Here is a 20434-nt window from a genome sequence, read left to right as displayed (position 1 = left end):
CTGCGCACCATGGAAAACGCGCGGTGGCTCTCCGAGGAGGAGTCGGGCGCCTGGCACCACTTCGTCCAGGCGTACCACCTCCTCGAGAGGCAGATCGAACAGCAGTTGCAGCGCGACGCGGGCCTCTCGCACGCGCAGTACAACGTGCTGGTCGTGCTGTCCGGACAGCCGGGCAACCGCATGCGCATGACCGAGCTGGCGCGCAGGGTGGTGGTGTCGAAGAGTTCTTTGACCTACCAGATCGGCAAGCTGGAGAAGACGGGACTCGTGCGGCGCGAACCGCACGAGTCCGACGAACGCGGCATCCTCGCCGTCCTCACCGACGCGGGCAAGGACCTGTTGCGCACCACCGCTCCCGGCCACGTCGGGACCGTGCGCGAGTACCTGATCGACCTCTTCACGCCGGAGCAGCTCGCGCAGCTCGGGTCGTTCATGCAGATCGTGCACGAGAAGGCGGACGACTAGAGCGTCAGCAGACCTCGCTCGTCCAGCCACTCCGCCACGTCGTCCGGACCCTGCCGCGTCACGTCCAGCTCCAGCACGGGCAGGATCGACTCGGCAGCGAGCTCGCGGAGTTGGCGCTGCTCCTCGACGAACGGCTCCAGCGAGACGTACTGCTTCGGGTTCGCGCTGATCTTCAGCCGCTCTTCCCGGGCCGCCTCGAACGTGTCCTCCGGCCGCGTGCACAGCACGATCGCGAAGTTGAGCGGCTTCAGCCGTTCCTCCAGCCAGCCGAAGTCGAACTCGCGGCCCTGCCGTGCCTGATAGGCCAGCGTGGACAGGTGGAACCGGTCGACGATCCACGAGTAGTAGCGCTGCAGTTCGAACATCCGCACCCACGTCTCGTAGGTCTCCATCGCGTGCTCGGTCTCGTCCGGCGCGAAGTCGATCAGCCCGCGTCCCCACGGTTCGTTGCTGAACCCGCTCCACTCACCCGAGATCAACGGCGAGTGGTAGCGGTACCTGCGGTGACCGACCAGACGGGGGTGCTCGTTCAACGCGAACGCCAGGTCCGTCTTGCCGGTCAGGCGCGTGCCTTCGAGGATCACCTTGGGCGTGAGCTTCATGGTGGTTAGCTAACCCCGTGATCCTCTGCCTCGACGTCGGTTCCACCTGGACCAAGGCCGCGCTCCTCACCGAGGAGGGCGAGCTGGTCAGGACCGGACAGCACCCGACCACGCCGCCCGAGGTGCTGCACGGCATCGACGCGCTGCGCGCCGAGGTCGGCGACGGCGAGATCCTCGCGTGCTCGTCGGCCGGCGGGGGCCTCCGGCTCGCGGTCGTCGGTCAGGAGCGGGTGGTCAGCGCCGAGGCGGGCTATCGCGTGGCGTTGTCCGCGGGCGCCAAGATCGTGCATGTCAGCGCGGGCCCGGTCGACGTGAAGGCGCTCAGGGCGAGCAGCCCGGACCTCGTCCTGCTGGTCGGCGGCACGGACGGAGGGGACGAGAAGGTCCTGCTGCACAACGCCGCGAAGCTCGCCCGCGTGGCCGTGCCGATCGTGCTGGCGGGCAACGTCGAGGCGCAGCCGGAAGCGGTGGAACTGCTGGCGAAGCGCACCGTGGTGGCCTGCCCGAACGTGCTGCCGGACGTCGGCAAGCTCGCCCCCGAGCCCGCGCGCAAGGCGATCCGCGAGGCGTTCCTGCAGCACGTGATCGGCGGCAAGGGGCTGTCGCGGGGGCCGCGGTTCCGGCAGCTCGTGCGGGCCGTGACGCCGGACGCCGTGCTGGCGGGCGTCTCCCGGCTGGCACAGCAGGACCGCGAAGGCGCCGTGCTGGTGGTGGACGTCGGCGGCGCGACCACGGACGTGTACTCGGCGGTGTCCACCGTGGACAGTGAAGGTCTGGAGAGGACGGTCGCGCTGCCGCCGGACCGCCGCACCGTCGAGGGCGACCTGGGCATGCGTTGGTCCGCGCCCGGAGTCGTCAAGGAGGCGCTGACCGAACGCCTGACGACCGAGGACCTGACTGCGGAGGCGCAGTTCCGTGCCGAGAACGTCGACTGGCTCGCGGACGATCCGGCCGTCGACGTGAAGCTGGCGTCGTTCGCGGCGATCCTGGCCGTGCGGCGTCATCTCCGGCAGGTCGACGGTCAGCTCGGGCCCCACGGGGCGGGCCTGCTGGTGTTGTCGGGCGGGGTCTTCCGGCACACGCCGGACATCACGCCGGTCGTCGAGGCCCTGCGCGCGGACCCGGTGCTGCGGCCGGTGCTCAGGACCGCCGAGATCACCGTCGACCGCGACTACGTGCTGGCGCCGGTGGGTCTGCTCGCCGGGTCGGGGCGGCTCGAGGCCGCCGACCGACTGGCGAAACGCCTAGGCTGACTCCTCGTCCTCGACGAACTCGAGGAGGTCGCCGGGCTGGCACTCCAGCACCCGGCACATGGCCTCCAAAGTGCTGAACCGCACGGCTTTCGCGCGCCCGTTCTTCAGCACCGCGACGTTGGCGGGGGTCAGGCCGACCTTCTCCGCGAACTCGCCGACGCTCATCTTGCGCTTGGCCAGCTCGACGTCGATGCGCACGACGATGGCCATCAGATCACCGTTTCCATGTCAGCCCGCAGTTCCGTCGCGCGCTTGAGCAGCGCCCGCATCACCACGAGCACGAGGCCGACCACCGAGACCGCCGACGTGAACAGGAAGAACAACACGATCACGCCCGGGTCGTCGGCGTTGACGCCGATCCAGATGAACACGCCCACGAGCACGGCCCACGCCGCGGCGATCGCCCACACCATCACGTTGACCCACTTGATCGCGCCTTCGGTGAAGATCAGATCCTTGCGCACCAACGTGAGCAGTTTCCAGGTGGCCACGATCACCACCTGCACGCACACGATCCAGAAGATCGACACGATCGTCGAGGGCCACCTCAGATGGGCCTCGTCCGGGTTCTGCTGTGCCATGTGCGCGTACTGGCCGGGAATCGAGAACGTCTCCAGCATCACGAGGATCCCGAACAGCGCCACCAGGAACACCCGGAGGGCCGTCACCGCCCAACGTTCAGAAATCATGCATCGAGTATCGGTAGTGATCTATCGAAAGTCAATCGGTAGTGATCGTGTCGCAACAGGTCTCTACAGTGATCGCCGTGGGACTGCGCGAGCGCAAGAAGACCGAGACCCGAGCGGCGCTGTCGGCCGCCGCGCTGAGGCTCGCCCTGGAGAAGGGCGTGGACGAGGTGCGCGTCGACGAGATCGCCGAGGCGGCGAACGTCTCGCCTCGCACCTACAACAACTACTTCGCCAGCCGCGAGCACGCGATCGTCGCCGGCATCACGGCCTCCAGGGCCCTGCGGGTGGCAGAAGCGTTGCGCTCCAGGCCTTCCAGCGAACCACTCGTCGACTCGATCGTCGCCGCGTTCGCCGAGCAGTACCGCGACCCCCCGACCGAGGCCCTCGCGCTGATCACGTCGACCCCGGCGCTGCGCCAGGCCTACCTCGACTCGGTGACGGAGGTGGAACCCCCGATCGCGGACGTGATCGCCTCACGGCTGGGCAAGTCCGAGGAGGCCGCCGAGGTCCTGGCGGCCGCGGTGTCCGCGGCCGCCCGCCTGGCGGTGCGGCGCTGGGTGGACCTGCGCCCGTCCGGCCTGGTCGTCGTCTCGACGGCCTCCGTCGAGGACAACCTGCGCGAGGCGATCGGCCACCTCGCGCCGGCCCTCAGGTGAGCTCGTCCTTCAACACGCACATCAGCAACGAGTCGTACCACTCGCCGTCGCGGAAGAACGACTGCCGGAACCGCCCGTCCACCTGGAACCCGACCTTCTTGTACGACTTGATCGCCCGCTCGTTGGCCTCCACGACCCCGAGCTCGATCGAGTGCAGCCGCATCGTGTCGAACCCGTACCGGCACACGGTCCGCAACGCGTCGGTGCCGAACCCGCCGCCCCAGTGGTCCTTCTCGCCGATGTAGATGTCGACCTCGGCGCGCGCGTTGACCGGGTCCGCGTCCCGCAGCACGACGACGCCGATCAGCTTGCCGTCCTTCAGCGTCTCGATGCAGAAGGTGACCCTCTCGTACGAGTTCTCCTGCCGGTCGCCGAAGCGCTTGCGGGCCGAGGCCAGCGACGAGTGGTAGTAGCTCTGCAGCCACCGCATGACTTCTTCGTCGTTGTGCCAGCGGTAGAACGCGTCGGCGTCCTCCGGCTCGACGGGCCGCAGCCGGACAAGGTCACCAGTCAGCACGGTCATTTTCTCCTACGCACTCGGACGACACCGTCGTCATCGGGTAGTACGGCTTCGAGCAGCACCTCGGAGCTGTACTCGGGTGTGTACGTCTCCCGCTCCACCGACAGCCGGGCGCGCGGAGTGAGCGCGGCACGGATCGCGGCCACCTGGCCCGGTTCGGGGTAGTGCCAACGGGCGGCGTTGGCGACGTGGCACTCCTCCAGGGCGACTCGCCCGCCTTCGTCCACCAGTCGCTCCACCTCCGCCCAGAAGTCGTCGTCAGCCGGGCGCGGTACTTCGAGTTCGTGCAGGTGCGGGTCCCACGGGGAGCGGTCGATCCGTTCGGCGAACAGGCCGAGCGAGTGGACGCGAGCCAAGGCGTCACCGCACGGCTCGGAGCTGCCGACGTACATGTCCTGGTCGTGTCCGATGTGGACGAAGAACCTCTCGTCCACCTCCAGCCGGCACCAGGCGCCGTTGTCCCGCAGCATGGCCCGGACCAGCCCGACGCCGGTGGCCAGCGGGACCCGCGCCCCGTCGTGGTAACCGGACAGGTCGGCGGGGAACAGCCCGGTCAGACCGTGCCCGGCGATGGTGTCCACCCAACCGACCTGGGCGCCACCGATCTCGGGCTCGCGAATCGTCAGTTCGGTGACCCCGGTGTCCGTGGCGAACGCCTCGACGGCCGCGAGGTAAGCGGCCTCCATCGGTCCGTGATCGCTCCTGGGCGGTTCCGGCCCCTCGTACCCGCGCTCACCGAAGTGCTCGGAGGCGTACTTCGACACCCTGAAGACGTGCACGCTCCGCAGACTAGGAGTCTCAGAGAGCGTCCCGCGACCGCATTTCCGGCTTCCGCGCGAACGGCAGCGGCGTCGACTCCGGCGCGTCCACCTGCAACAGCCCCGCCGCGATCGCCACCGCCCGGTCCCACTCCGGGTCCGACGTGTAGTCCGAGTGCGCCGACACCCCGGATCGCCACCGCCGCCCCGGGAACGGCCCCCGCTGCGGGTCCGGCAGCCAGTGGTCGCCACCCAGCACCAACGCCCCGGTCGGCCCGCGCAACGCCGGTGCCAGCGCGCCCTCCGAGCCGTCGTCGCGGTAACCGACGCCGAGCAACATGCCGTCGAACACCTGCCGCCGCCACGTCATCACCGCGCCGCCCAGCGGGTCCGTGCCCCGGCACAGCGCGCGCCAGCGTCCGTCCAGGCCGCCTGCCAGCCGGGCCAGCGACGCGTGCGGCACCACGGCCGGGAACGCCCTCGGGTAGGCCCACTGCAGTTGCGAACCCGCTGTCACCAGGCCGATCCGTTCGCGGTCGTGCGCGGGCAGGTCCTCCAGCAGCCTGGCCGCGGCCACCGCGACCAGCAGCGAGCCCTGCGAGTGTCCACAGAGGACGACGCGGGTTCCGGGGTCGCGCAGGTGGTCCTCGACGCGGGCGACGAGCTCCGGCACGACCTTCAGGGCGTAGCAGGGTGGCACGATCGGGTGAGCTTCGCGCGGCCAGAACTGCGCGATGTCCGCGATGATCCCGAGTCGCCGGCCGGACTCCGGCTGCCGCGCGGCCAGGTACACGGCCCGTAGCAGCGACACGGCCAGCAGACCTAGGACGAACACGCCGAACGCCGAGAACGGCGTGGTCCACGACGCCAGCGGCACGTTCTGCAAACGCAGCAGAGAAGCCAGCACGGCGCCAAACACCAGCACGGACGCGACGATCAGAATCATGTGATGGCCGTGGTTGCGTTCCCAGCGCGCCCACCACCACGCACGTGTCGCGGTGCGGAGGTCGCGCATACGGCCGGAGTGCAGCAACGACGCTTCACGCGCCCACACCTTGCCCTTGCGGAACGCCCGCCACCGCACGGCGCCGGTGAACGACGCCACGGCGAGCGTGCTCAGCAACGCCAAGACACCGGCCACACCCCACAACAGGGTGATGTAGTCGTAGCCGACCGGCAGGTGCAGTTCGGAGCCCAGCGCCTTGCGGACCGGCAACGCCACCCCGGCGCCGAAACCGCCGCCGAGCAGCCCGCCGATCGCCAGCACGGGCGCCGCGAACCAGCCGCCCGCCCACGGCCGCAGCTCCCGCGGCAGGGAACGCCACGTCCTGCGCGCCATCAGCGCCGCCGGAACGAGCATCAACCCGAACAGCACCAGCACGAACGCCATCAGCAACGCCACGACCTGCACCGTCACGTCCGCGCCGGGCACGCGCAGCGGCACCTGCTCCTGCAGGCCGAGCGTCGTCAGCACCAGAAGCACCGAGAACACGACGAGCAGCCGTCGCGGCTTGCGACCCAACGCCGCGCGCAACCACCGTCCGCCGCGATGAGGCGCACCGCCCGTGGGGTCGTCCAGCAGCAGCACGCCGAGCACGGACACACCGATCAAGGCCAGCGAGACGACCCACGCGACCGTGATCGCGACGCCCATGCCACCGGTGGCCGTGAGCTGCTTCAACGGCCCGCCGAGTGCGATCAGCGCGGCCACCGCCAGTGCCATCACGACGTGCAGCGACCGCAACGCCGGCGTGTCCGGGTCCGTCGCGACGTGCGCTCCGGGCAGTCCGGACGCGGGCTGCTTCTCCTTCTCCTCGGCGTCGGCGATCTCCTTGCGCTCGATCCGCCACTCCACGTGCGAGACGCGCCGCATCACCGCGATCACCACGAGGATCGGCAGCAGCCCCAGGAAGGTCCGAAACCAGGGAAAAGCGCGCACGTCGGCCGGAATGCTGGTCAAACACGCGGTACCGGGACGCAGGCACTGCGCCGCGAGCAGGTCCAGGCTCACCACGGAGATCTGCGCGATCAGCAACGCCGTCAGCAGCAGGGCGAAGACCCGCAGCAGCGACCGCAGGCCGATGCCGAGCAGGTGAGCGGGCAGGTTCCGCTCCGGAACGGGCGGGAGCATCCAGTGCGCGACGTTCGCGATGCTGAAGGGGAAGAGCAGCGCCCAGGTGGCCTTCGCCACACCGCCCGACGTCATCCCGCCCCACAGATACCCCTCGACCACGCGGGGGATGGGACGGCCGTCGGTCTGCAAGACTGGTCCAGGCGCGGGCCTGCGGAGTCTGTCCGCCGGGCGCACGATCCGCCCGAGCCCGTCTCCCGCAACGTCCACGGCCGCAACGGCGTCGACCAACGTCTGCGGCGTCGTTCCTTGGACGCCGTGTACACGCAATTCGACGACACGTGTGTCCGGGCCGGCAATCAACACCCGAGACCTCCCTCACCCAACGTGGGGGACATAGTGGTGCATCAGCGGGCGGTATGGTCGGACGACACCCTCGCTGAAGTGCCCTGGAGGACTTCGTAATGACCGCGGACCGGTTGCAGACCCGCAACGGCATCGACTTCGCAGTGGCCGACCTGTCGCTCCACGAGTTCGGTCGCAAGGAGATCCGTCTGGCCGAGCACGAGATGCCCGGCCTCATGGCTTTCCGCCGCGAGTACTCCGGGGCGTACCCGCTCAAGGGCGCACGCATCTCCGGCTCGCTGCACATGACGATCCAGACGGCCGTCCTGATCGAGACCCTGGTTGACCTGGGCGCCGAGGTGCGCTGGGCCTCCTGCAACATCTTCTCGACGCAGGACCACGCCGCCGCTGCCGTCGTCGTCGGCCCCCACGGCACGGAGGAGGAGCCCAAGGGCGTCGCCTGCTTCGCGTGGAAGGGCGAGACCCTGCCGGAGTACTGGTGGACGGCCGAGCAGATGCTCACCTGGCCGGACGGCAAGGGCCCGAACATGATCCTGGACGACGGTGGCGACGCCACCCTGCTCGTCCACAAGGGCGTCCAGTACGAGGCGGCGGGCGTCGTCCCGGCGGCTTCCGAAGATGACTCGGAAGAGTGGACCATCGTCCTCGACACGCTGCGCGCGTCCCTCGAGAAGGACGGCAAGAAGTGGACGAACATCGCCGAGGGCATCCGCGGCGTCACCGAGGAGACCACGACGGGCGTCATGCGCCTGTACCAGCTGGCCGCCGCCGGTGAGCTGCTCTTCCCGGCGATCAACGTCAACGACGCCGTCACCAAGTCGAAGTTCGACAACCGCTACGGCATCCGCCACTCGCTGGTCGACGGCCTCAACCGCGGTACGGACGTCCTGATCGGCGGCAAGGTCGCGGTCGTCTGCGGCTACGGCGACGTCGGCAAGGGCTCCGCGGAGTCGCTGCGCGCCCAGGGCGCCCGCGTCATCGTCACCGAGATCGACCCGATCTGCGCCCTGCAGGCCGCCATGGACGGCTACCAGGTCGCGAAGCTCGAGTCGGTCCTCCCGATCGCGGACATCCTGATCACGACGACGGGCAACAAGGACGTCGTCACCGTCGAGCACATGGCCCAGATGAAGCACCAGGCGATCCTGGGCAACGTCGGCCACTTCGACAACGAGCTCGACATGGCCGGCCTGCAGCGCTACCCCGGCATCCGCAAGAACAACATCAAGCCGCAGGTCGACGAGTGGGTCTTCCCGACCGGCCGCACGATCATCGTGCTGTCCGAGGGCCGCCTGATGAACCTGGGCAACGCCACGGGCCACCCGTCGTTCGTCATGTCGAACTCCTTCTCGAACCAGGTGATCGCTCAGATCGAGCTGTTCACCAAGTTCAAGGAGTACGACAACGAGGTCTACCGCCTGCCCAAGGTGCTGGACGAGAAGGTCGCGCGCATCCACCTGGAGGCGCTGGGCGGCGAGCTGACCAAGCTCACCAAGGAGCAGGCCGAGTACATCGACGTCGACGTCGAGGGCCCGTTCAAGCCCGAGCACTACCGCTACTGATCTGCCTGTGACAGGGGGCCTCTCGCGCGCTGCGGGAGGCCCCCTGTTTTCATGGGCGGCGTGGGATTCTTCGGTACCTATGCCTACGAGCACGGTGAGTGGAAGACGCTGTCCGAGGGCGAACTGCCGCCCCTGGCGGAGCCGTCGCTGTGGATCGACATCCACGACAGCGACATCACCTCGGTCGTCTACACCCCGGCCGGCCCGGGCTCCGGCGTCGCCTACCTGGGCCTGACGCCGCGCACCTACTTCGAGAACCCCAACGCGTCCGACCCGACGGACACCCTGCGCGAGGCCGCCGGGCTGGCCGCCTGGTGGGGACTGCTGAACGACGGCGGCGACGTGCCGGGCAAGCAGGCCGAGCTGCTCGCGTATCTCGCGGAGGACGAGGACCCCGAGGCGTTCGAGTGGAACGAGTCGGAGGACGTCGACGAGATCGACGACGGTGAGGTGTTCGTCGAGGTCAAGACGCGGCGGTTCCTCGCGGCGCTGGGGCTGCCGGTGCCGACCGAGCTCAGCGGGTGAACGCCCGCCAGGCCTCGACGCTGAACTCCAGCTCGGGGCCTGCGGTGTTCTTGGAGTCCCGGACGCGCACGGCCTGGGAGAACGCCACCTCGACGCAGTCATCGTCGATGGCGTCGCCGCCGCTGTAGCTGCTCTTACGCCAAGTGCAGTCTCCGGCCACTGAGGTCCTCCCGCGATCGACTGGCGAGATCCGCCACCATCGACCGCGATTGTTCCTCATCGAGAGCGAGCGCATCCAGTCGCTTGAAGATCAACTTGCAGCGCTTGACGCCGACCTCGTCCTGCACGAACACCTTCGCGAGGTCGGAATGCGTGTAGGCGACGCTGCTGCGCTTCTCGTACTCCCACAGCACGTAGTGAGCGAGAAGTGCTCCCGCCGGGCCGCTCGTCGCGGGCACGATCCGGATGGTGTGCGTGTGGAAAAGCAGCCTCATGAGCTGGTCTTCCATGATCTCGTCGCTGCCGACCTTGAGGCGCAGGGCGTTCTCGTGGATGTAGAAGACGCAGGTCGGCCGGTTGTGCCGCTGCAAGATCGCCTGTCGCTCCATCCGGAAGCGTACGGCCGCCTCGATCATCTCCGGGGTCAGGATGCCGCGCGCCACGTACAGAGCCGTCGCGTAGTCCTCGGTCTGCAGCAAACCCGGCATGTAGGTCAGGTCGTAGCCTGTGATCCTGTCTGCCACGGACTCCGCCAGCGACATCGTGCGCAGGTTGTCGGGTACCTGCACGAAATAGGGGTTGAAGGCTGACCGGTACCGCTTCAGGAAATCCTCGATGAAGGCCTGACTGCGCCCGCATCGTCCGAGGTACTGGATGATGTCGATCTCGGTGGCCCGGACCTTGCCGTGCTCGATGTTGGAGACCTTCCCCGGATCCCAGCCGAGCATCTTGGCTATCTTCCTGGCGCGGAAGGTCGTCCACCGCTCGCGAATCTGGCGCAGTTCATCGCCCAGGTCACGGCTGTACGGAGTGGATGGATCGCCATTCATGAAAATCGACGTTAGGCGATGGAGGGAAAACAACATCGTGCCCGAACGGGTGGAACTCGGTTGACGTGCGGGTTTTACTGGCGTGGTGCGGACGACCATCATCAAGAAGACCCTGCGCGTGCCCACTTCGGACGGTGCGCCGGGCGACGGTGCCGCCGTGGCGAGGCAGTTGGACGCCGCGCTGATCCGGTCGGGCTTCAAGGCGAGCCGTGACCTGCTGGAACACGTGGGTGGCCTCGCCGATGCCGAGGAGTTCGCGGCGGAGGTCGTGCGCGCGGTCAAGGAGCTGATCGGCGCTCGCGGGCAGCACAACCCGTACTTCAAGGAGTTCCCGCACAACGTGCCGGACACCCTCACGTTCTGGTGGGAGTGCGTGCGGGACGCGCTGGAGCAGGGCCTCGAACCCACGAACAACCTTCTCGACCTGCCGAAGTACGGCCGGGTCCAGCACTCGTACGAGGAGATGCTGCGCGCGCACGACGAGCTGATCCCGTCGCTGAAGGACCGCATCACGGTCGTGCACCTCGGTGGCACGCTCGAGAACGAGGTGCAGCGGCTGTTCGAGGAGCTCGCGACGAGCCCTATCCCGTTGGCGGAGAACGACAGGGTGTTGCTCGGCGAGCTCGCCGTGATCGGCAGGGACGTCGAGCTCGCCGTGCCCGTCCGGGAGAACCGAGCGATCCTCAACGCCGCGCGGCTCGTGGCGCAGCGGCCGCTCCAGGACGTCGACACCGTCACCGACGTGCTGCGCCTGGCGGCGGAGGCGTCCGGGGGAGACGTGACGCTGAAGGAGCCGACGCGGTTCCGGTCGTTCCGCCGGCCCGAGCGCCGCGCGTTGCTGCAGGCGCTCGACGAGGTCGCGGAGAGCAAGCTCGGCGACGTCGGGCAGAACCGCGAGGCGTGGAAGCGCCTCGGTGAGCGGTTGCACCCGCACGAGCACCCGTTCGAACGGGCGCGGGACGTGTTCGCGGTGGCGCGCAAGGAGAAGGTCGCGCGGTCGTTCGCCGGGCAGGTCGAGGTGGCCTTCGCGGAAGGCGACGCCGACCGTGCCGCGCGCATCCTCGCCAACGCGCCGGGAATGCTGCTGCGCCAGCTCGACCGGCTGCTCCGCAACGGTGCCGGCGACCTCGCCGCACTCGTCGCGGCGGCGGTGCCGGACGTGTCCAGTCGCGTGCTCATCTCGGTGCTGGAGCACCTGTCGAACCGCTCGGCACCGGACGCCGCCCGCGTCTTCGCGACCCGTGCCCGCCGGGTGTGGATCGCCGACGACGAGCGCGCGCCGCTCGACCCCGCGCAGGTCGCGCCGATCGTCGAGGTGGTCGAGAACGAGCTGGTCCGCAGGCTGCCGGAGTACTCGGAGCTGCGGGTCGACGACGAGGTGCTCGACGTCGTCGTGCCCGTTTCGGGTACCGAGGAGGGCTTCGGCGTGCTCCCGCGCGGGTCGAAGCTCACGTTCGAGGGCGACGTGCTGCGGTTCTTCGTGCACTGGCGGCAGCACACCAAGCGGACCGACTACGACCTGTCCGCGGTGCTGCTCGACGAGAACTTCGGTTACCAGGGCCAGGTCTCCTGGACTCAGCTGAAAGGGGACGGCGCCTTCCACTCGGGTGACGTCACCGACGCCTCGGACGGGGCGACCGAGTTCGTCGACGTGCACCGGTTCGCGACGAAGGCCAGGTACGTGGTGCCGCAGGTGAACGTCTACTCGGGCGAGGGGTTCGACGACGTCGCCGAGTCGATGTTCGGGTTCATGAGCCGCGACCTCGACCAGATGGGCAAGCCGTTCGAGCCGAGCACGGTTCGCGCGCGTTCTGCCATGCGCGGCAAGGGAAAGGTCGCGCTGCCGGTGATGTTCGAACGGGAGGGTGACTCCTGGTTCGGCACCTGGCTGCACCTCTACCTGCGCGGTTCGGTCTGGGGCAACCGGGTCGAGGAGAACCGCGACGTCGTGAAGCTGATCGCCGCGGCGGCGTTGCGGCGCAGGTACTTCACCGTGGCGCGGGTGCGGGACCTGTTCGCGCGCAAGGAGTCCACAAAGGATGCTCCGGTGATCCGGATCGGGCTGGCGCAGGACGAGACCGGAACCGTCACGACCGTGGCGGAACTCGGGAAACTGCTGTCGGACTGACCCGCATCGCTGCTAACGTGGGAAACGCGAGGCCATGAGAGGGCTTCCTTCTAACTCCGGAACCGGAATGCTCTTCGGAGCGCCGGTCTTTAGCCCTCTCGCTTCCCTCGCCCCACTCACTCGGGGGACGTGTGTCCGCGGACCGCGCGGACCGCGTCGCTCGTCGTCACTTCTGGGAACACCCCAGGCCTTGAGGCTTCCGGGTCAGGTCCACTCGACGGCGATGCCCGCGATGCCCGGCCCGACGTCGCCGAAGTAGGCGCTGACGACGCCGCCGAGCCCGCACACCAGCTCGTCGACGTCGACCGGCGTCGCGTCGGCCGAGGCCAGGAACTGCTTCATGCAGCGCGCCGGCATCGCCCGCCGGTGGAACGAGAGCTGCACGAGGTACGAGCCGCAGGTGTCGCGGAACGTCCGGTGGTGGCCGGGGGTCGCGTTGCCGGTGTCGTCGACGATCGTGAAGCTGAAGACGTGCTCCTCGCCCGCCGCGAGCCGCCGGTCGAAGAGCATCTCCACCGCGAGGTTGCGGGAAGCGCTTTCCCGGCGCAGACGCCCCTGCCGGCAGCCTTCGCCTGCTCTCACCATCGCGTTCTCGATCAGCGAGCCCTCGTCGCCGTGGTGCGTCGCCAGGTACCTGTCCGGTCCCTGCCGTGTCGCGCGCACGACCAGACGCGTGGTGATGGAGCGTTGCTCGCGGTGCATGCCTATCTGGACGGTGTCGTGCACCGAGAGCACTTCGAGGTCGGCGTTGCCTCGCGCGGCCTCCGGTACGGAGTCGAACGACGCGAGCAACGGCGCCTGCTCGGGCCACGTCGCGACGGGACGAGGCGCGTAGGTGTTCGCGTTGCGCGGGCCGATGAGGTCCAACAAGGACGACGGCGGCAGGCGTAGCACGGTCTCGAGCGCGCGCACCGTGCTGATGGCACGCGGTACCTCGGGATGGCGCAGACCTCGTTGCCAGTACGAGAGCGTCGACTGGCCCACTTGGACACCCAGTTGCTCGAGATGTGCGCGCAGCCGTGCGAGCGAGAGGCCACGATGGGCGATCGCCTCGCGCAAAGCGCGGTGGAACGGCCCGTAGCGCAGCGTCTCGGCGAGAGGGGTCGGCAGACCCCCGGTCGGGAGCCCGATCGGTTCGTCGACCGATCCGGCGTGCCCGGAATCCGCGGCCACCGCGGCACCTACCCTTCACACGCGCCGTGTGACTGTTCACCGTAGTCACTCGTTCTGGTGATCGAAAGATCGGATTTCGCCCGTGTGGGGGACCTCCTGCGGCCGTGTGAGTGGCCGGAACCGGTCCCGTCAGGGCTCCCGTTAGGGTTTTCGCGTGGGAAAGCTCGTAGTGATCGAAGGTCTGGACGGGGCCGGCAAGCGCACGCTCGCCAACGGCCTGACCGAGGCGTTGGCCTCCCAGGGCAGGACCGTGGCCAGTCACGCGTTCCCGCGGTACGGCATCAGCGTGCACGCTGACCTGGTTCGCGACGGCCTGTACGGCCGGCTCGGCGACCTCAGCGACTCGGTCTACGGGATGGCCGTCCTCTACGCGCTCGACCGGCGCGGTGCGGCCGACGAGATCCGCAAGGACCTCGAGGAGCACGACGTGGTCCTGCTGGACCGGTACGTGGCGTCGAGTGCCGCGTACAGCGCCGCGCGGCTGCACCAGGACGAGCACGGCGAGTTCGTGCGGTGGGTGTACGAGCTGGAGATCGAACGTTTCGGGCTTCCCGTTCCCGATCTGCACCTGTTGCTGCGCGTGCCCGTGGAAGTCGCGGCGGAACGAGCGGCGAAACGCGAACAGAACGACGAGTCCCGCACTCGAGACATTTATGAATCCGATGGGTCGTTGCAGGCCAGATGCGGTGTCGTTTACGACGGATTGGCGAACGTCGGCTGGCTCGCGCCGTGGCAAGTGGTCGACGGGCGGTCAAACGTGAACTTTCATTCGCTTCTGGAACCGCTCTTCACTCCTTGAGTGGTCGCTCACGTGCGTACCGATTGACACGATCGAGTGTCCGGTTTGTCACTGTGAGTGAATAGGAGATCTCAATTTGAAGCGTGTTCTGCAGCGCCCCCCGGTCGGTGTCGCTCGTACGGCGGTGCTGATCGCTGCCGCCCGCGCCAACGAGCAACGACATCTCCACCGCCTCTTCGACGACCCGCTCGCCGCCGGACTCGTGGAGGCCGCCGGCTCCGCGAGTGACCTGAACGGCGTCCGCACCCTCGCGGGTGACCACTTCGTCCTGCGCACCCGCTACTTCGACGACGAGCTCCTCGCCACGCCGCGACCCCAGGTCGTGATCATGGCGGCGGGTCTCGACACAAGAGCGTTCCGGCTCCAGTGGCCGCCGGGCACAACGCTCTTCGAGCTCGACTTACCCGAGCTGATCGAGTTCAAGGACGACGCCCTGCGCGACCAGCTCGCCCAGCCCACTTGTGAACGCGTCGTCGTCCCGTGCGACCTGCGCGACGACTGGGCGACGGCGTTGATACGCGCCGGGTTCGACCCGAAGAGGCCCACGGCGTGGTTGCTGGAGGGCCTCTTCATGTTCCTGCCGCCGGACGCGGGAGAACAGATCCTCTACTGGGTGAGCGCGCTGTCGGCCCGGGGCAGCACGCTCGCGCTCGAACACGTCAACCGCGCCTTCCGCGAGCTTCCGCAGATGAAGCCCGTGCACCGGCGGTTCGACGCGCTGGACGCCCGCTGGCAGTCCGACGTGGAGGACCCGGTCGAATGGCTCGCCGGCTACGGCTGGGACGCCGAGGTCACCCATCAGGTCGACCTGGCCGCGAAGCACGACCGCGCGGTACCGGCGATCACCGACCCGCGCAAAGTGGGTGACGCGCGCATCTGGCTGGCCTCGGCCGTTCGCACTGCGTGAGAGCGCCTCGTAACGAAAGGTGATCCTCGCGCGGTTACTCCCGCGACGAGCAGGTCAAACGGGGCGAGGTGGGGTACGTGGAACGACAGTTCCGGCCGGTTACCGAACGAGCGCACATCGCCACCAGCAGCAACGGAGCGTGGGCGGTGCGCGAACGCGCGACCGGCAGTGCAACGATGTTGGGTATGAAGGCACGCGTGCTCGTCGTCGATGACGACCCCGCCCTGGCGGAGATGCTGACGATCGTGTTGCGCGGGGAGGGCTTCGACACCGCGGTGGTCGCCGACGGTGCCCGTGCCCTGCCCGCGCTGCGCGAGCTCAAGCCCGACCTGGTGCTGCTCGACCTGATGCTGCCGGGCATGAACGGCATCGACGTCTGCAAGGCGATCAGGTCCGAGTCGGGCGTGCCGATCGTGATGCTCACCGCGAAGAGCGACACGGTCGACGTGGTGCTGGGCCTCGAGTCCGGTGCGGACGACTACGTCGTCAAGCCGTTCAAGCCCAAGGAGCTCGTGGCTCGCATCCGGGCGCGCCTGCGGCGCACCGAGGCCGAGCCCTCCGAGGTGCTGCAGATCGGCGACCTGACGATCGACGTCCCCGGCCACGAGGTGCTGCGCGAGGGCAGGCCGATCCAGCTCACGCCGCTGGAGTTCGACCTCCTCGTCGCGCTGGCCCGCAAGCCGCGCCAGGTGTTCACCCGCGAGGTGCTGCTCGAGCAGGTGTGGGGTTACCGCCACGCCGCCGACACGCGCCTGGTGAACGTCCACGTGCAGCGGCTGCGTTCCAAGGTCGAACGGGACCCGGAACACCCCGAGGTGGTGTTGACTGTCCGCGGTGTCGGGTACAAGGCCGGCCCTCCGTGACAGGTGGCGTATGAAGTTCGTTCGGCCGGCCATCGCGAAGGCGCAGTTCCTCTTGGAGGAAGCGCGTAAGCGATGGGCCGCGTTTGGTGACCTCTGGCGTCGTTCGCTGCAGCTGCGCGTCGTCGTGTCCACGCTCGCGCTCTCGTCGGCCGTGGTGTTCGTGCTGGGCATGGTCCTGCAGATGCAGATCACCAACCAGCTGCTGAGCACCAAGGACGAGGCCGCGGTGCGCCAGGCCATGGCGTCGCGCAACCTGATCCAGTCCGACCTGGTCGGCCTGAACCCCGGCCCGGACAGCGTGCAGACGCGGTTCACCAGCGCGATCAACAAGCTCGCTGTCGGTGGTGCCGGTACGGACGCCACCACGGCGGGCGCCGGCGCGTTCGAACCGGTGCTGGCCGACGGGCAGAGCTCGGCCGGCGTCGGGCGGGTGCCGTCCGTCGGCAAGCTCGAGGACGTGCCGCGCGGCCTGCGCGAGATGGTCGAGGACGGCGGGTCCGGCACCCAGATCCACACCGTGCAGCGCGACGGCGCGCAGACCACGTTGTTCGTGGTGGGGCTGCCGATCAGCACGTCCGCGCGCTCGATGCAGCTGTACCTGATCTTCCCGCTGACCGCCGAGCAGCGCACGGCCGAGGTCGTGCAGTCCACTCTGGCCGTCGGCGGCATCGTGCTGCTGGTCCTCCTCGCCCTGATCGCGAACCTGGTGACGCGCCAGGTGGTGCGTCCCGTCCGGCAGGCCGCCGAGGTCGCGGAACGGTTCGCGGACGGCACTTTGCACGAACGCATGCACGTCGTCGGAGAGGACGACGTGGCGCGCCTGGCCGAGTCGTTCAACGAGATGGCCGAGTCGATCCAGGCCCAGTTCAAGCAGCTGGAGGAGTTCGGCCAGCTGCAGCGCCGGTTCACCTCCGACGTCTCGCACGAGCTGCGCACCCCGTTGACGACGGTGCGCATGGCCGCGGACGTCCTGCACGCCTCGCGCGAGCAGTTCCCCGCCGGGCTCGCCCGCTCCACCGAGCTGCTGGTCGACGAGCTCGACCGGTTCGAGTCGCTGCTGGGCGACCTGCTGGAGATCTCCCGCCTCGACGCCGGCGTCGAGGAGCTGACCGCGGACCAGGTCGACATCCGCGTGCTGGCGCGCCGGGCGCACGACTCGGTGAGGGCGATCTCGACGAGCGCGAACTCCCCGGTGGTGCTGGACCTTCCCGACTCCGAGCTCGTCGCCGAGCTCGACTCCCGCCGCGTGGAACGGATTCTGCGCAACCTGCTCGCGAACGCCATCGACCACGGCGAGGGCCAGCCCGTCGAGCTCACCATGCGCGGCAACGACGACGCCGTCGCGATCACCGTGCGGGACCACGGCGTAGGCCTGCGCAAGGGCGAGGCCGAACTGGTGTTCAGCCGCTTCTGGCGCGCCGACCCGTCGCGCAACCGCCGCACCGGCGGCACGGGCCTCGGCCTGTCGATCTCCCTGGAGGACGCCCGGCTGCACGGCGGCTGGCTGGAGGCGTGGGGCGAGCCGGGCCACGGTGCCGTGTTCCGCCTGACGCTGCCGCGCCGCCACGGCGAGGAGCTGCGCGAGAGCCCGCTGCCGCTGGCGCCCGCGATCGAGCTCGAACCCGTCGCCGTGGTCGAGGAGCCGATCGTCGAGGAGGAGCCCGGCGAGATCGAGCTGCGGCCGGAGGAGATCACCTGGCAGCCCGCGGAGCCCGTCGACGGGCCCTCCGCGCTGTCGGACCCGGTGTCGAAGTCGAAGTCGAAGTCGGACGAGGTCTCGGAGGAAGTGCGGTGAAGCGGCTGGCGTTGCTGGTGATCGTGCTCGTCACCCTGGCCGGGTGTGCCGCGATCCCGACGAACACCCAGCCGAAACCGATCGGGTCGAAGGACAACAAGGCGTCCAGCACCCTCACCGCGCCGGAACCGCGCCAGAACATCGACCCGTTCATGCTCGTGCGCGACTTCATCGACGCGACCTCGAACCCGGACAACAACTACGCGGCCGCCCGCGCGTTCATGACGCAGGACGCGAGCCGCAAGTGGGACACCAAGAACCCCACGATCATCGAGAGCGGCTTCTCGACCGTGCCGACGTCGCAGGCGCCGCAGGACAAGACGCAGACCGTGCTGTTGCAGGGCAAGTACGTCGGCAGGCTCGGCAGCGACAACGCGTTCGTCCCACAGCTCGGCGACTTCCAGAAGCCGGTGAAGGTCGAGCGCAACAGCGAGAACCAGTGGCGGATCTCCGAACCGCCCGCGGGCATCTACATGCCGCAGAACCTGTTCAACACCACGTACCGCCGCGTGACCTTGTACTTCTACAACCCCGAGTTCACCGTCCTGGTGCCGGACCCGCGCTACGTCGTGATCCCGCCGGCCACCTCGATCCCGACGCGCGTGACCGAACTGCTGATCGCGGGCCCCGGTGACGCCGTGCGCGACACCTTGGTGAGCGCGCTGGGCCCGGACACCGACAAGTTCTCGGACACCCTCGAATCCGACGACGGCGCCCTCGAGGTCAACCTCACCAACGTCGGCAAGGACCTGACCCCGGAGAAGCGCAAGCAGATCGTCGCCCAGGTCGTGAAGTCGTTGTCGGGCGTCACGTCGTCCCGCCTGCGGGTGCTCGTGGACGGCCAGCAGATCCTGCCGGACCAGCGCGACTACCGGCCGTCCGACGTGTCCGCGACCGCGGGCGACGCGTTGCTGGCACTGAACGCGAACCTCCAGGGCATGATCGTGGCGGACGGTTCGGTCCGCTCGCTGACGGACGGCGCCCCCATCAAGGGACCCGCGGGCAACGGCGCGTACAACGCCGTCTCGGCGGCCCAGTCCCTGGACGGCTCGCGACTCGCCGTGGTCTCCCGCGCGGGCGGCGCGATGCGCCTGCGAGTGGGCGAGCTGGAGTCGGACCTGTCCGAAGTGGACCTGAACGCCACCACGCTCACCAGACCGACCTGGCTCCTCTCGAGCGGCCCGAAGGAACCGGCCACCGAGGTCTGGACGACCGCCAACGGCACCCAGGTGGCCCGAGTGACCCGGTCCGACAACGGCAGCTGGACCGCCAAGGGCGTGAACATCACCGACCTGCTGCCGTTCGGCTCGATCAGCGAACTGCGCCTCTCGCGCGACGGCACCCGTGCCGCCCTGGTGATCGCCGGCAAGCTCTACATCGCCTCGGTGGTGCGCAACAACCAGGACGTGTCCCTGCGCTCCCCGCGGCAGCTGCAACCGTCGACCCTGGGCGCGTCAGTGCAGTCCATCGACTGGCTCTCGCAGGACGTGCTGGTGGTCTCCTCCTCACTGCCTTCGTGGCCGGTCACCAGGGTCTACACGGACGGCTACAAGATGGACCGCTACAGCCAGTCGAACCTCACCGTGCCCGTGGGGTCGGTGGCCGCCGCGGCGGCACGCCAGGTGCAGGTGGTCGATCCTTCCGGGCTCTGGTCGGCTTCGGACATCACCGACGTGTGGCGGTCGAGCGGGATCCGGGTGCCGGCCGGGGCGCTGGTGTTCTACCCGGGCTGACGGTCCGGTCTGGCCAGGCGGACGCGGTCCGCATGTGCCGTCGACCAGACGCGGTAGGCGCCGCGGTCAGGTCAGCACGAGCAGGAGATCGCGCGGCTTCGCCGACCTCGGGACGGTTCCTGCGGGGCTGATCCAGTCGCGCCTGCTTCGCAGATCGGTGCGAGCCTCAGCCGCGAAGCCGACGCTCTCCGCTCTCGATGCCGGGCTCCCAGGCCAGAAGCCGCGCTCCCGCCCTCCTGGGCTAGAAGTCGGGCTCCCGCGCTCCTGAAGCGGTGCCGCCCAGCCCCAGCAGCCACATGCCCGCGCCTCCCGACGCCGCACGCTCTCCGCTGCCGAAGCCGAGCTCCCGCAACCACGCTGCCTCGCTCTTGAAGCGATGCAGCCCAGCCCCAGCAGCTGCGCGCCCGAGCCTTGCCGAAGCCGCACGCTCCTGCTCTCCGTGCCGCGCTCGGTGCTGCGGTCCCGCGCTCTCGAAGCCGCGCTGCCGCGCTCTCGAAACCGCAAGCTCCAGCTCCCAAAGCCGCGCTGTCACAGTCCCGCATCGCCTCCCGAAGTCTCACTGCCGCAGTTCCGCCACCGC

General features: G+C 69.0%; 20 protein-coding genes. 11 read left to right on the top strand and 9 right to left on the bottom strand.

Going from position 1 to position 20434, the window contains the following annotated elements:
- The first annotated feature begins 9 nt into the window (after positions 1-9).
- Positions 10-465 carry a MarR family winged helix-turn-helix transcriptional regulator gene (locus ACWF7A_RS28655; RefSeq protein ID WP_452253583.1) on the top strand — a complete coding sequence of 152 codons (456 nt, stop codon included), beginning with the start codon at positions 10-12 and terminating at the stop codon, positions 463-465.
- Here the strand turns inward: ACWF7A_RS28655 and ACWF7A_RS28650 are convergent.
- Positions 462-1067 (bottom strand): hypothetical protein, encoded by a 606-nt coding sequence (locus ACWF7A_RS28650; protein ID WP_452253582.1) that lies wholly within the window; start codon positions 1065-1067, stop codon positions 462-464. The genes ACWF7A_RS28655 and ACWF7A_RS28650 overlap by 4 nt on opposite strands.
- Before the next feature lie 17 nt (positions 1068-1084).
- On the opposite strand from ACWF7A_RS28650, the gene ACWF7A_RS28645 reads away from it, so the two are divergent.
- Positions 1085-2320: a glutamate mutase L gene (locus ACWF7A_RS28645; RefSeq protein ID WP_452253581.1), complete on the top strand. Its 1236-nt coding sequence runs from the start codon at positions 1085-1087 to the stop codon at positions 2318-2320.
- Here ACWF7A_RS28645 and ACWF7A_RS28640 read toward each other — a convergent pair.
- The gene (locus tag ACWF7A_RS28640; RefSeq protein ID WP_089914565.1) at positions 2312-2530 is read right to left on the bottom strand and encodes a helix-turn-helix domain-containing protein; all 219 of its coding nucleotides are present in this window, start codon (positions 2528-2530) and stop codon (positions 2312-2314) included. The genes ACWF7A_RS28645 and ACWF7A_RS28640 overlap by 9 nt on opposite strands.
- Positions 2530-3009 carry a DUF2975 domain-containing protein gene (locus ACWF7A_RS28635; RefSeq protein WP_452253580.1) on the bottom strand — a complete coding sequence of 160 codons (480 nt, stop codon included), beginning with the start codon at positions 3007-3009 and terminating at the stop codon, positions 2530-2532. Before ACWF7A_RS28635 ends, ACWF7A_RS28640 begins: the two co-directional genes overlap by 1 nt.
- 77 nt (positions 3010-3086) lie before the next feature.
- On the opposite strand from ACWF7A_RS28635, the gene ACWF7A_RS28630 reads away from it, so the two are divergent.
- Positions 3087-3665, top strand: a complete 579-nt coding sequence (locus ACWF7A_RS28630) for a TetR/AcrR family transcriptional regulator (RefSeq protein WP_452253579.1) — start codon at positions 3087-3089, stop codon at positions 3663-3665.
- Here ACWF7A_RS28630 and ACWF7A_RS28625 read toward each other — a convergent pair.
- The 3 genes from ACWF7A_RS28625 to ACWF7A_RS28615 are packed head-to-tail and all read right to left on the bottom strand — an operon-like array spanning position 3658 to position 7176.
- The gene (locus ACWF7A_RS28625; protein ID WP_452253723.1) at positions 3658-4182 is read right to left on the bottom strand and encodes a GNAT family N-acetyltransferase; all 525 of its coding nucleotides are present in this window, start codon (positions 4180-4182) and stop codon (positions 3658-3660) included. The genes ACWF7A_RS28630 and ACWF7A_RS28625 overlap by 8 nt on opposite strands.
- A 2-nt stretch (positions 4183-4184) precedes the next feature.
- A complete protein-coding gene (locus tag ACWF7A_RS28620) occupies positions 4185-4964 on the bottom strand; it encodes an RNA-binding protein (protein ID WP_452253578.1) in 780 nt (259 codons plus the stop codon).
- A gap of 19 nt (positions 4965-4983) precedes the next feature.
- Complete coding sequence (locus ACWF7A_RS28615; protein ID WP_452253577.1) at positions 4984-7176, bottom strand: hypothetical protein; 2193 nt, start codon at positions 7174-7176, stop codon at positions 4984-4986.
- A 302-nt stretch (positions 7177-7478) separates the two neighbouring features.
- Between ACWF7A_RS28615 and ahcY the strand changes: the two genes are divergently transcribed.
- The gene (gene ahcY, locus ACWF7A_RS28610) at positions 7479-8942 is read left to right on the top strand and encodes an adenosylhomocysteinase (protein ID WP_452253576.1); all 1464 of its coding nucleotides are present in this window, start codon (positions 7479-7481) and stop codon (positions 8940-8942) included.
- 60 nt (positions 8943-9002) lie between these two features.
- Positions 9003-9467: a hypothetical protein gene (locus ACWF7A_RS28605; protein ID WP_452253575.1), complete on the top strand. Its 465-nt coding sequence runs from the start codon at positions 9003-9005 to the stop codon at positions 9465-9467.
- Here the strand turns inward: ACWF7A_RS28605 and ACWF7A_RS28600 are convergent.
- Entirely contained in the window at positions 9457-9627 is a 171-nt protein-coding gene (locus ACWF7A_RS28600; RefSeq protein ID WP_452253574.1) for a DUF397 domain-containing protein, read from the bottom strand. The two genes, ACWF7A_RS28605 and ACWF7A_RS28600, sit on opposite strands and share 11 nt — an antisense overlap.
- Entirely contained in the window at positions 9602-10558 is a 957-nt protein-coding gene (locus ACWF7A_RS28595) for a DUF5753 domain-containing protein (protein WP_452253573.1), read from the bottom strand. The genes ACWF7A_RS28600 and ACWF7A_RS28595 overlap by 26 nt, the downstream gene beginning before the upstream one ends.
- Between ACWF7A_RS28595 and ACWF7A_RS28590 the strand changes: the two genes are divergently transcribed.
- Positions 10542-12584 carry a hypothetical protein gene (locus ACWF7A_RS28590; RefSeq protein WP_452253572.1) on the top strand — a complete coding sequence of 681 codons (2043 nt, stop codon included), beginning with the start codon at positions 10542-10544 and terminating at the stop codon, positions 12582-12584. The two genes, ACWF7A_RS28595 and ACWF7A_RS28590, sit on opposite strands and share 17 nt — an antisense overlap.
- A gap of 204 nt (positions 12585-12788) precedes the next feature.
- On the opposite strand, the gene ACWF7A_RS28585 is transcribed toward ACWF7A_RS28590, so the two are convergent.
- Entirely contained in the window at positions 12789-13757 is a 969-nt protein-coding gene (locus ACWF7A_RS28585; protein WP_452253571.1) for a helix-turn-helix domain-containing protein, read from the bottom strand.
- Positions 13758-13911: 154 nt separating this feature from the next.
- On the opposite strand from ACWF7A_RS28585, the gene ACWF7A_RS28580 reads away from it, so the two are divergent.
- From ACWF7A_RS28580 to ACWF7A_RS28560, 5 genes are all read left to right on the top strand, one after another.
- Positions 13912-14556, top strand: coding sequence for a dTMP kinase (locus tag ACWF7A_RS28580; protein ID WP_452253570.1), 645 nt, complete (start codon positions 13912-13914; stop codon positions 14554-14556).
- Between the two features lie 76 nt (positions 14557-14632).
- Positions 14633-15463 carry an SAM-dependent methyltransferase gene (locus ACWF7A_RS28575; RefSeq protein ID WP_452253569.1) on the top strand — a complete coding sequence of 277 codons (831 nt, stop codon included), beginning with the start codon at positions 14633-14635 and terminating at the stop codon, positions 15461-15463.
- 185 nt (positions 15464-15648) lie between these two features.
- Positions 15649-16326, top strand: coding sequence for an MtrAB system response regulator MtrA (mtrA, locus tag ACWF7A_RS28570; RefSeq protein ID WP_030471262.1), 678 nt, complete (start codon positions 15649-15651; stop codon positions 16324-16326).
- A gap of 10 nt (positions 16327-16336) precedes the next feature.
- Positions 16337-18121, top strand: coding sequence for an MtrAB system histidine kinase MtrB (mtrB, locus tag ACWF7A_RS28565; protein WP_452253568.1), 1785 nt, complete (start codon positions 16337-16339; stop codon positions 18119-18121).
- Positions 18118-19854, top strand: coding sequence for an LpqB family beta-propeller domain-containing protein (locus ACWF7A_RS28560; protein WP_452253567.1), 1737 nt, complete (start codon positions 18118-18120; stop codon positions 19852-19854). Before mtrB ends, ACWF7A_RS28560 begins: the two co-directional genes overlap by 4 nt.
- Positions 19855-20434 lie beyond the last annotated feature (580 nt).

It is taken from the genome of Lentzea sp. NPDC055074 (assembly GCF_053608005.1).
The sequence above is the reverse complement of the archived record's forward strand: the minus strand, read 5'-3'. Positions and strand labels throughout refer to the sequence as shown.

Excerpts from the sequence above, each read along its gene's own strand:
- ACWF7A_RS28655 (WP_452253583.1), top strand. The coding sequence starts at position 10 with ATGGAAAACGCGCGGTGGCTCTCCGAGGAGGAGTCGGGCGCCTGGCAC.
- ACWF7A_RS28650 (WP_452253582.1), bottom strand. The coding sequence starts at position 1,067 with ATGAAGCTCACGCCCAAGGTGATCCTCGAAGGCACGCGCCTGACCGGC.
- ACWF7A_RS28640 (WP_089914565.1), bottom strand. The coding sequence starts at position 2,530 with ATGGCCATCGTCGTGCGCATCGACGTCGAGCTGGCCAAGCGCAAGATG.
- ACWF7A_RS28635 (WP_452253580.1), bottom strand. The coding sequence starts at position 3,009 with ATGATTTCTGAACGTTGGGCGGTGACGGCCCTCCGGGTGTTCCTGGTG.
- ahcY (WP_452253576.1), top strand. The coding sequence starts at position 7,479 with ATGACCGCGGACCGGTTGCAGACCCGCAACGGCATCGACTTCGCAGTG.
- ACWF7A_RS28595 (WP_452253573.1), bottom strand. The coding sequence starts at position 10,558 with ATGATGGTCGTCCGCACCACGCCAGTAAAACCCGCACGTCAACCGAGT.
- mtrA (WP_030471262.1), top strand. The coding sequence starts at position 15,649 with ATGAAGGCACGCGTGCTCGTCGTCGATGACGACCCCGCCCTGGCGGAG.
- mtrB (WP_452253568.1), top strand. The coding sequence starts at position 16,337 with ATGAAGTTCGTTCGGCCGGCCATCGCGAAGGCGCAGTTCCTCTTGGAG.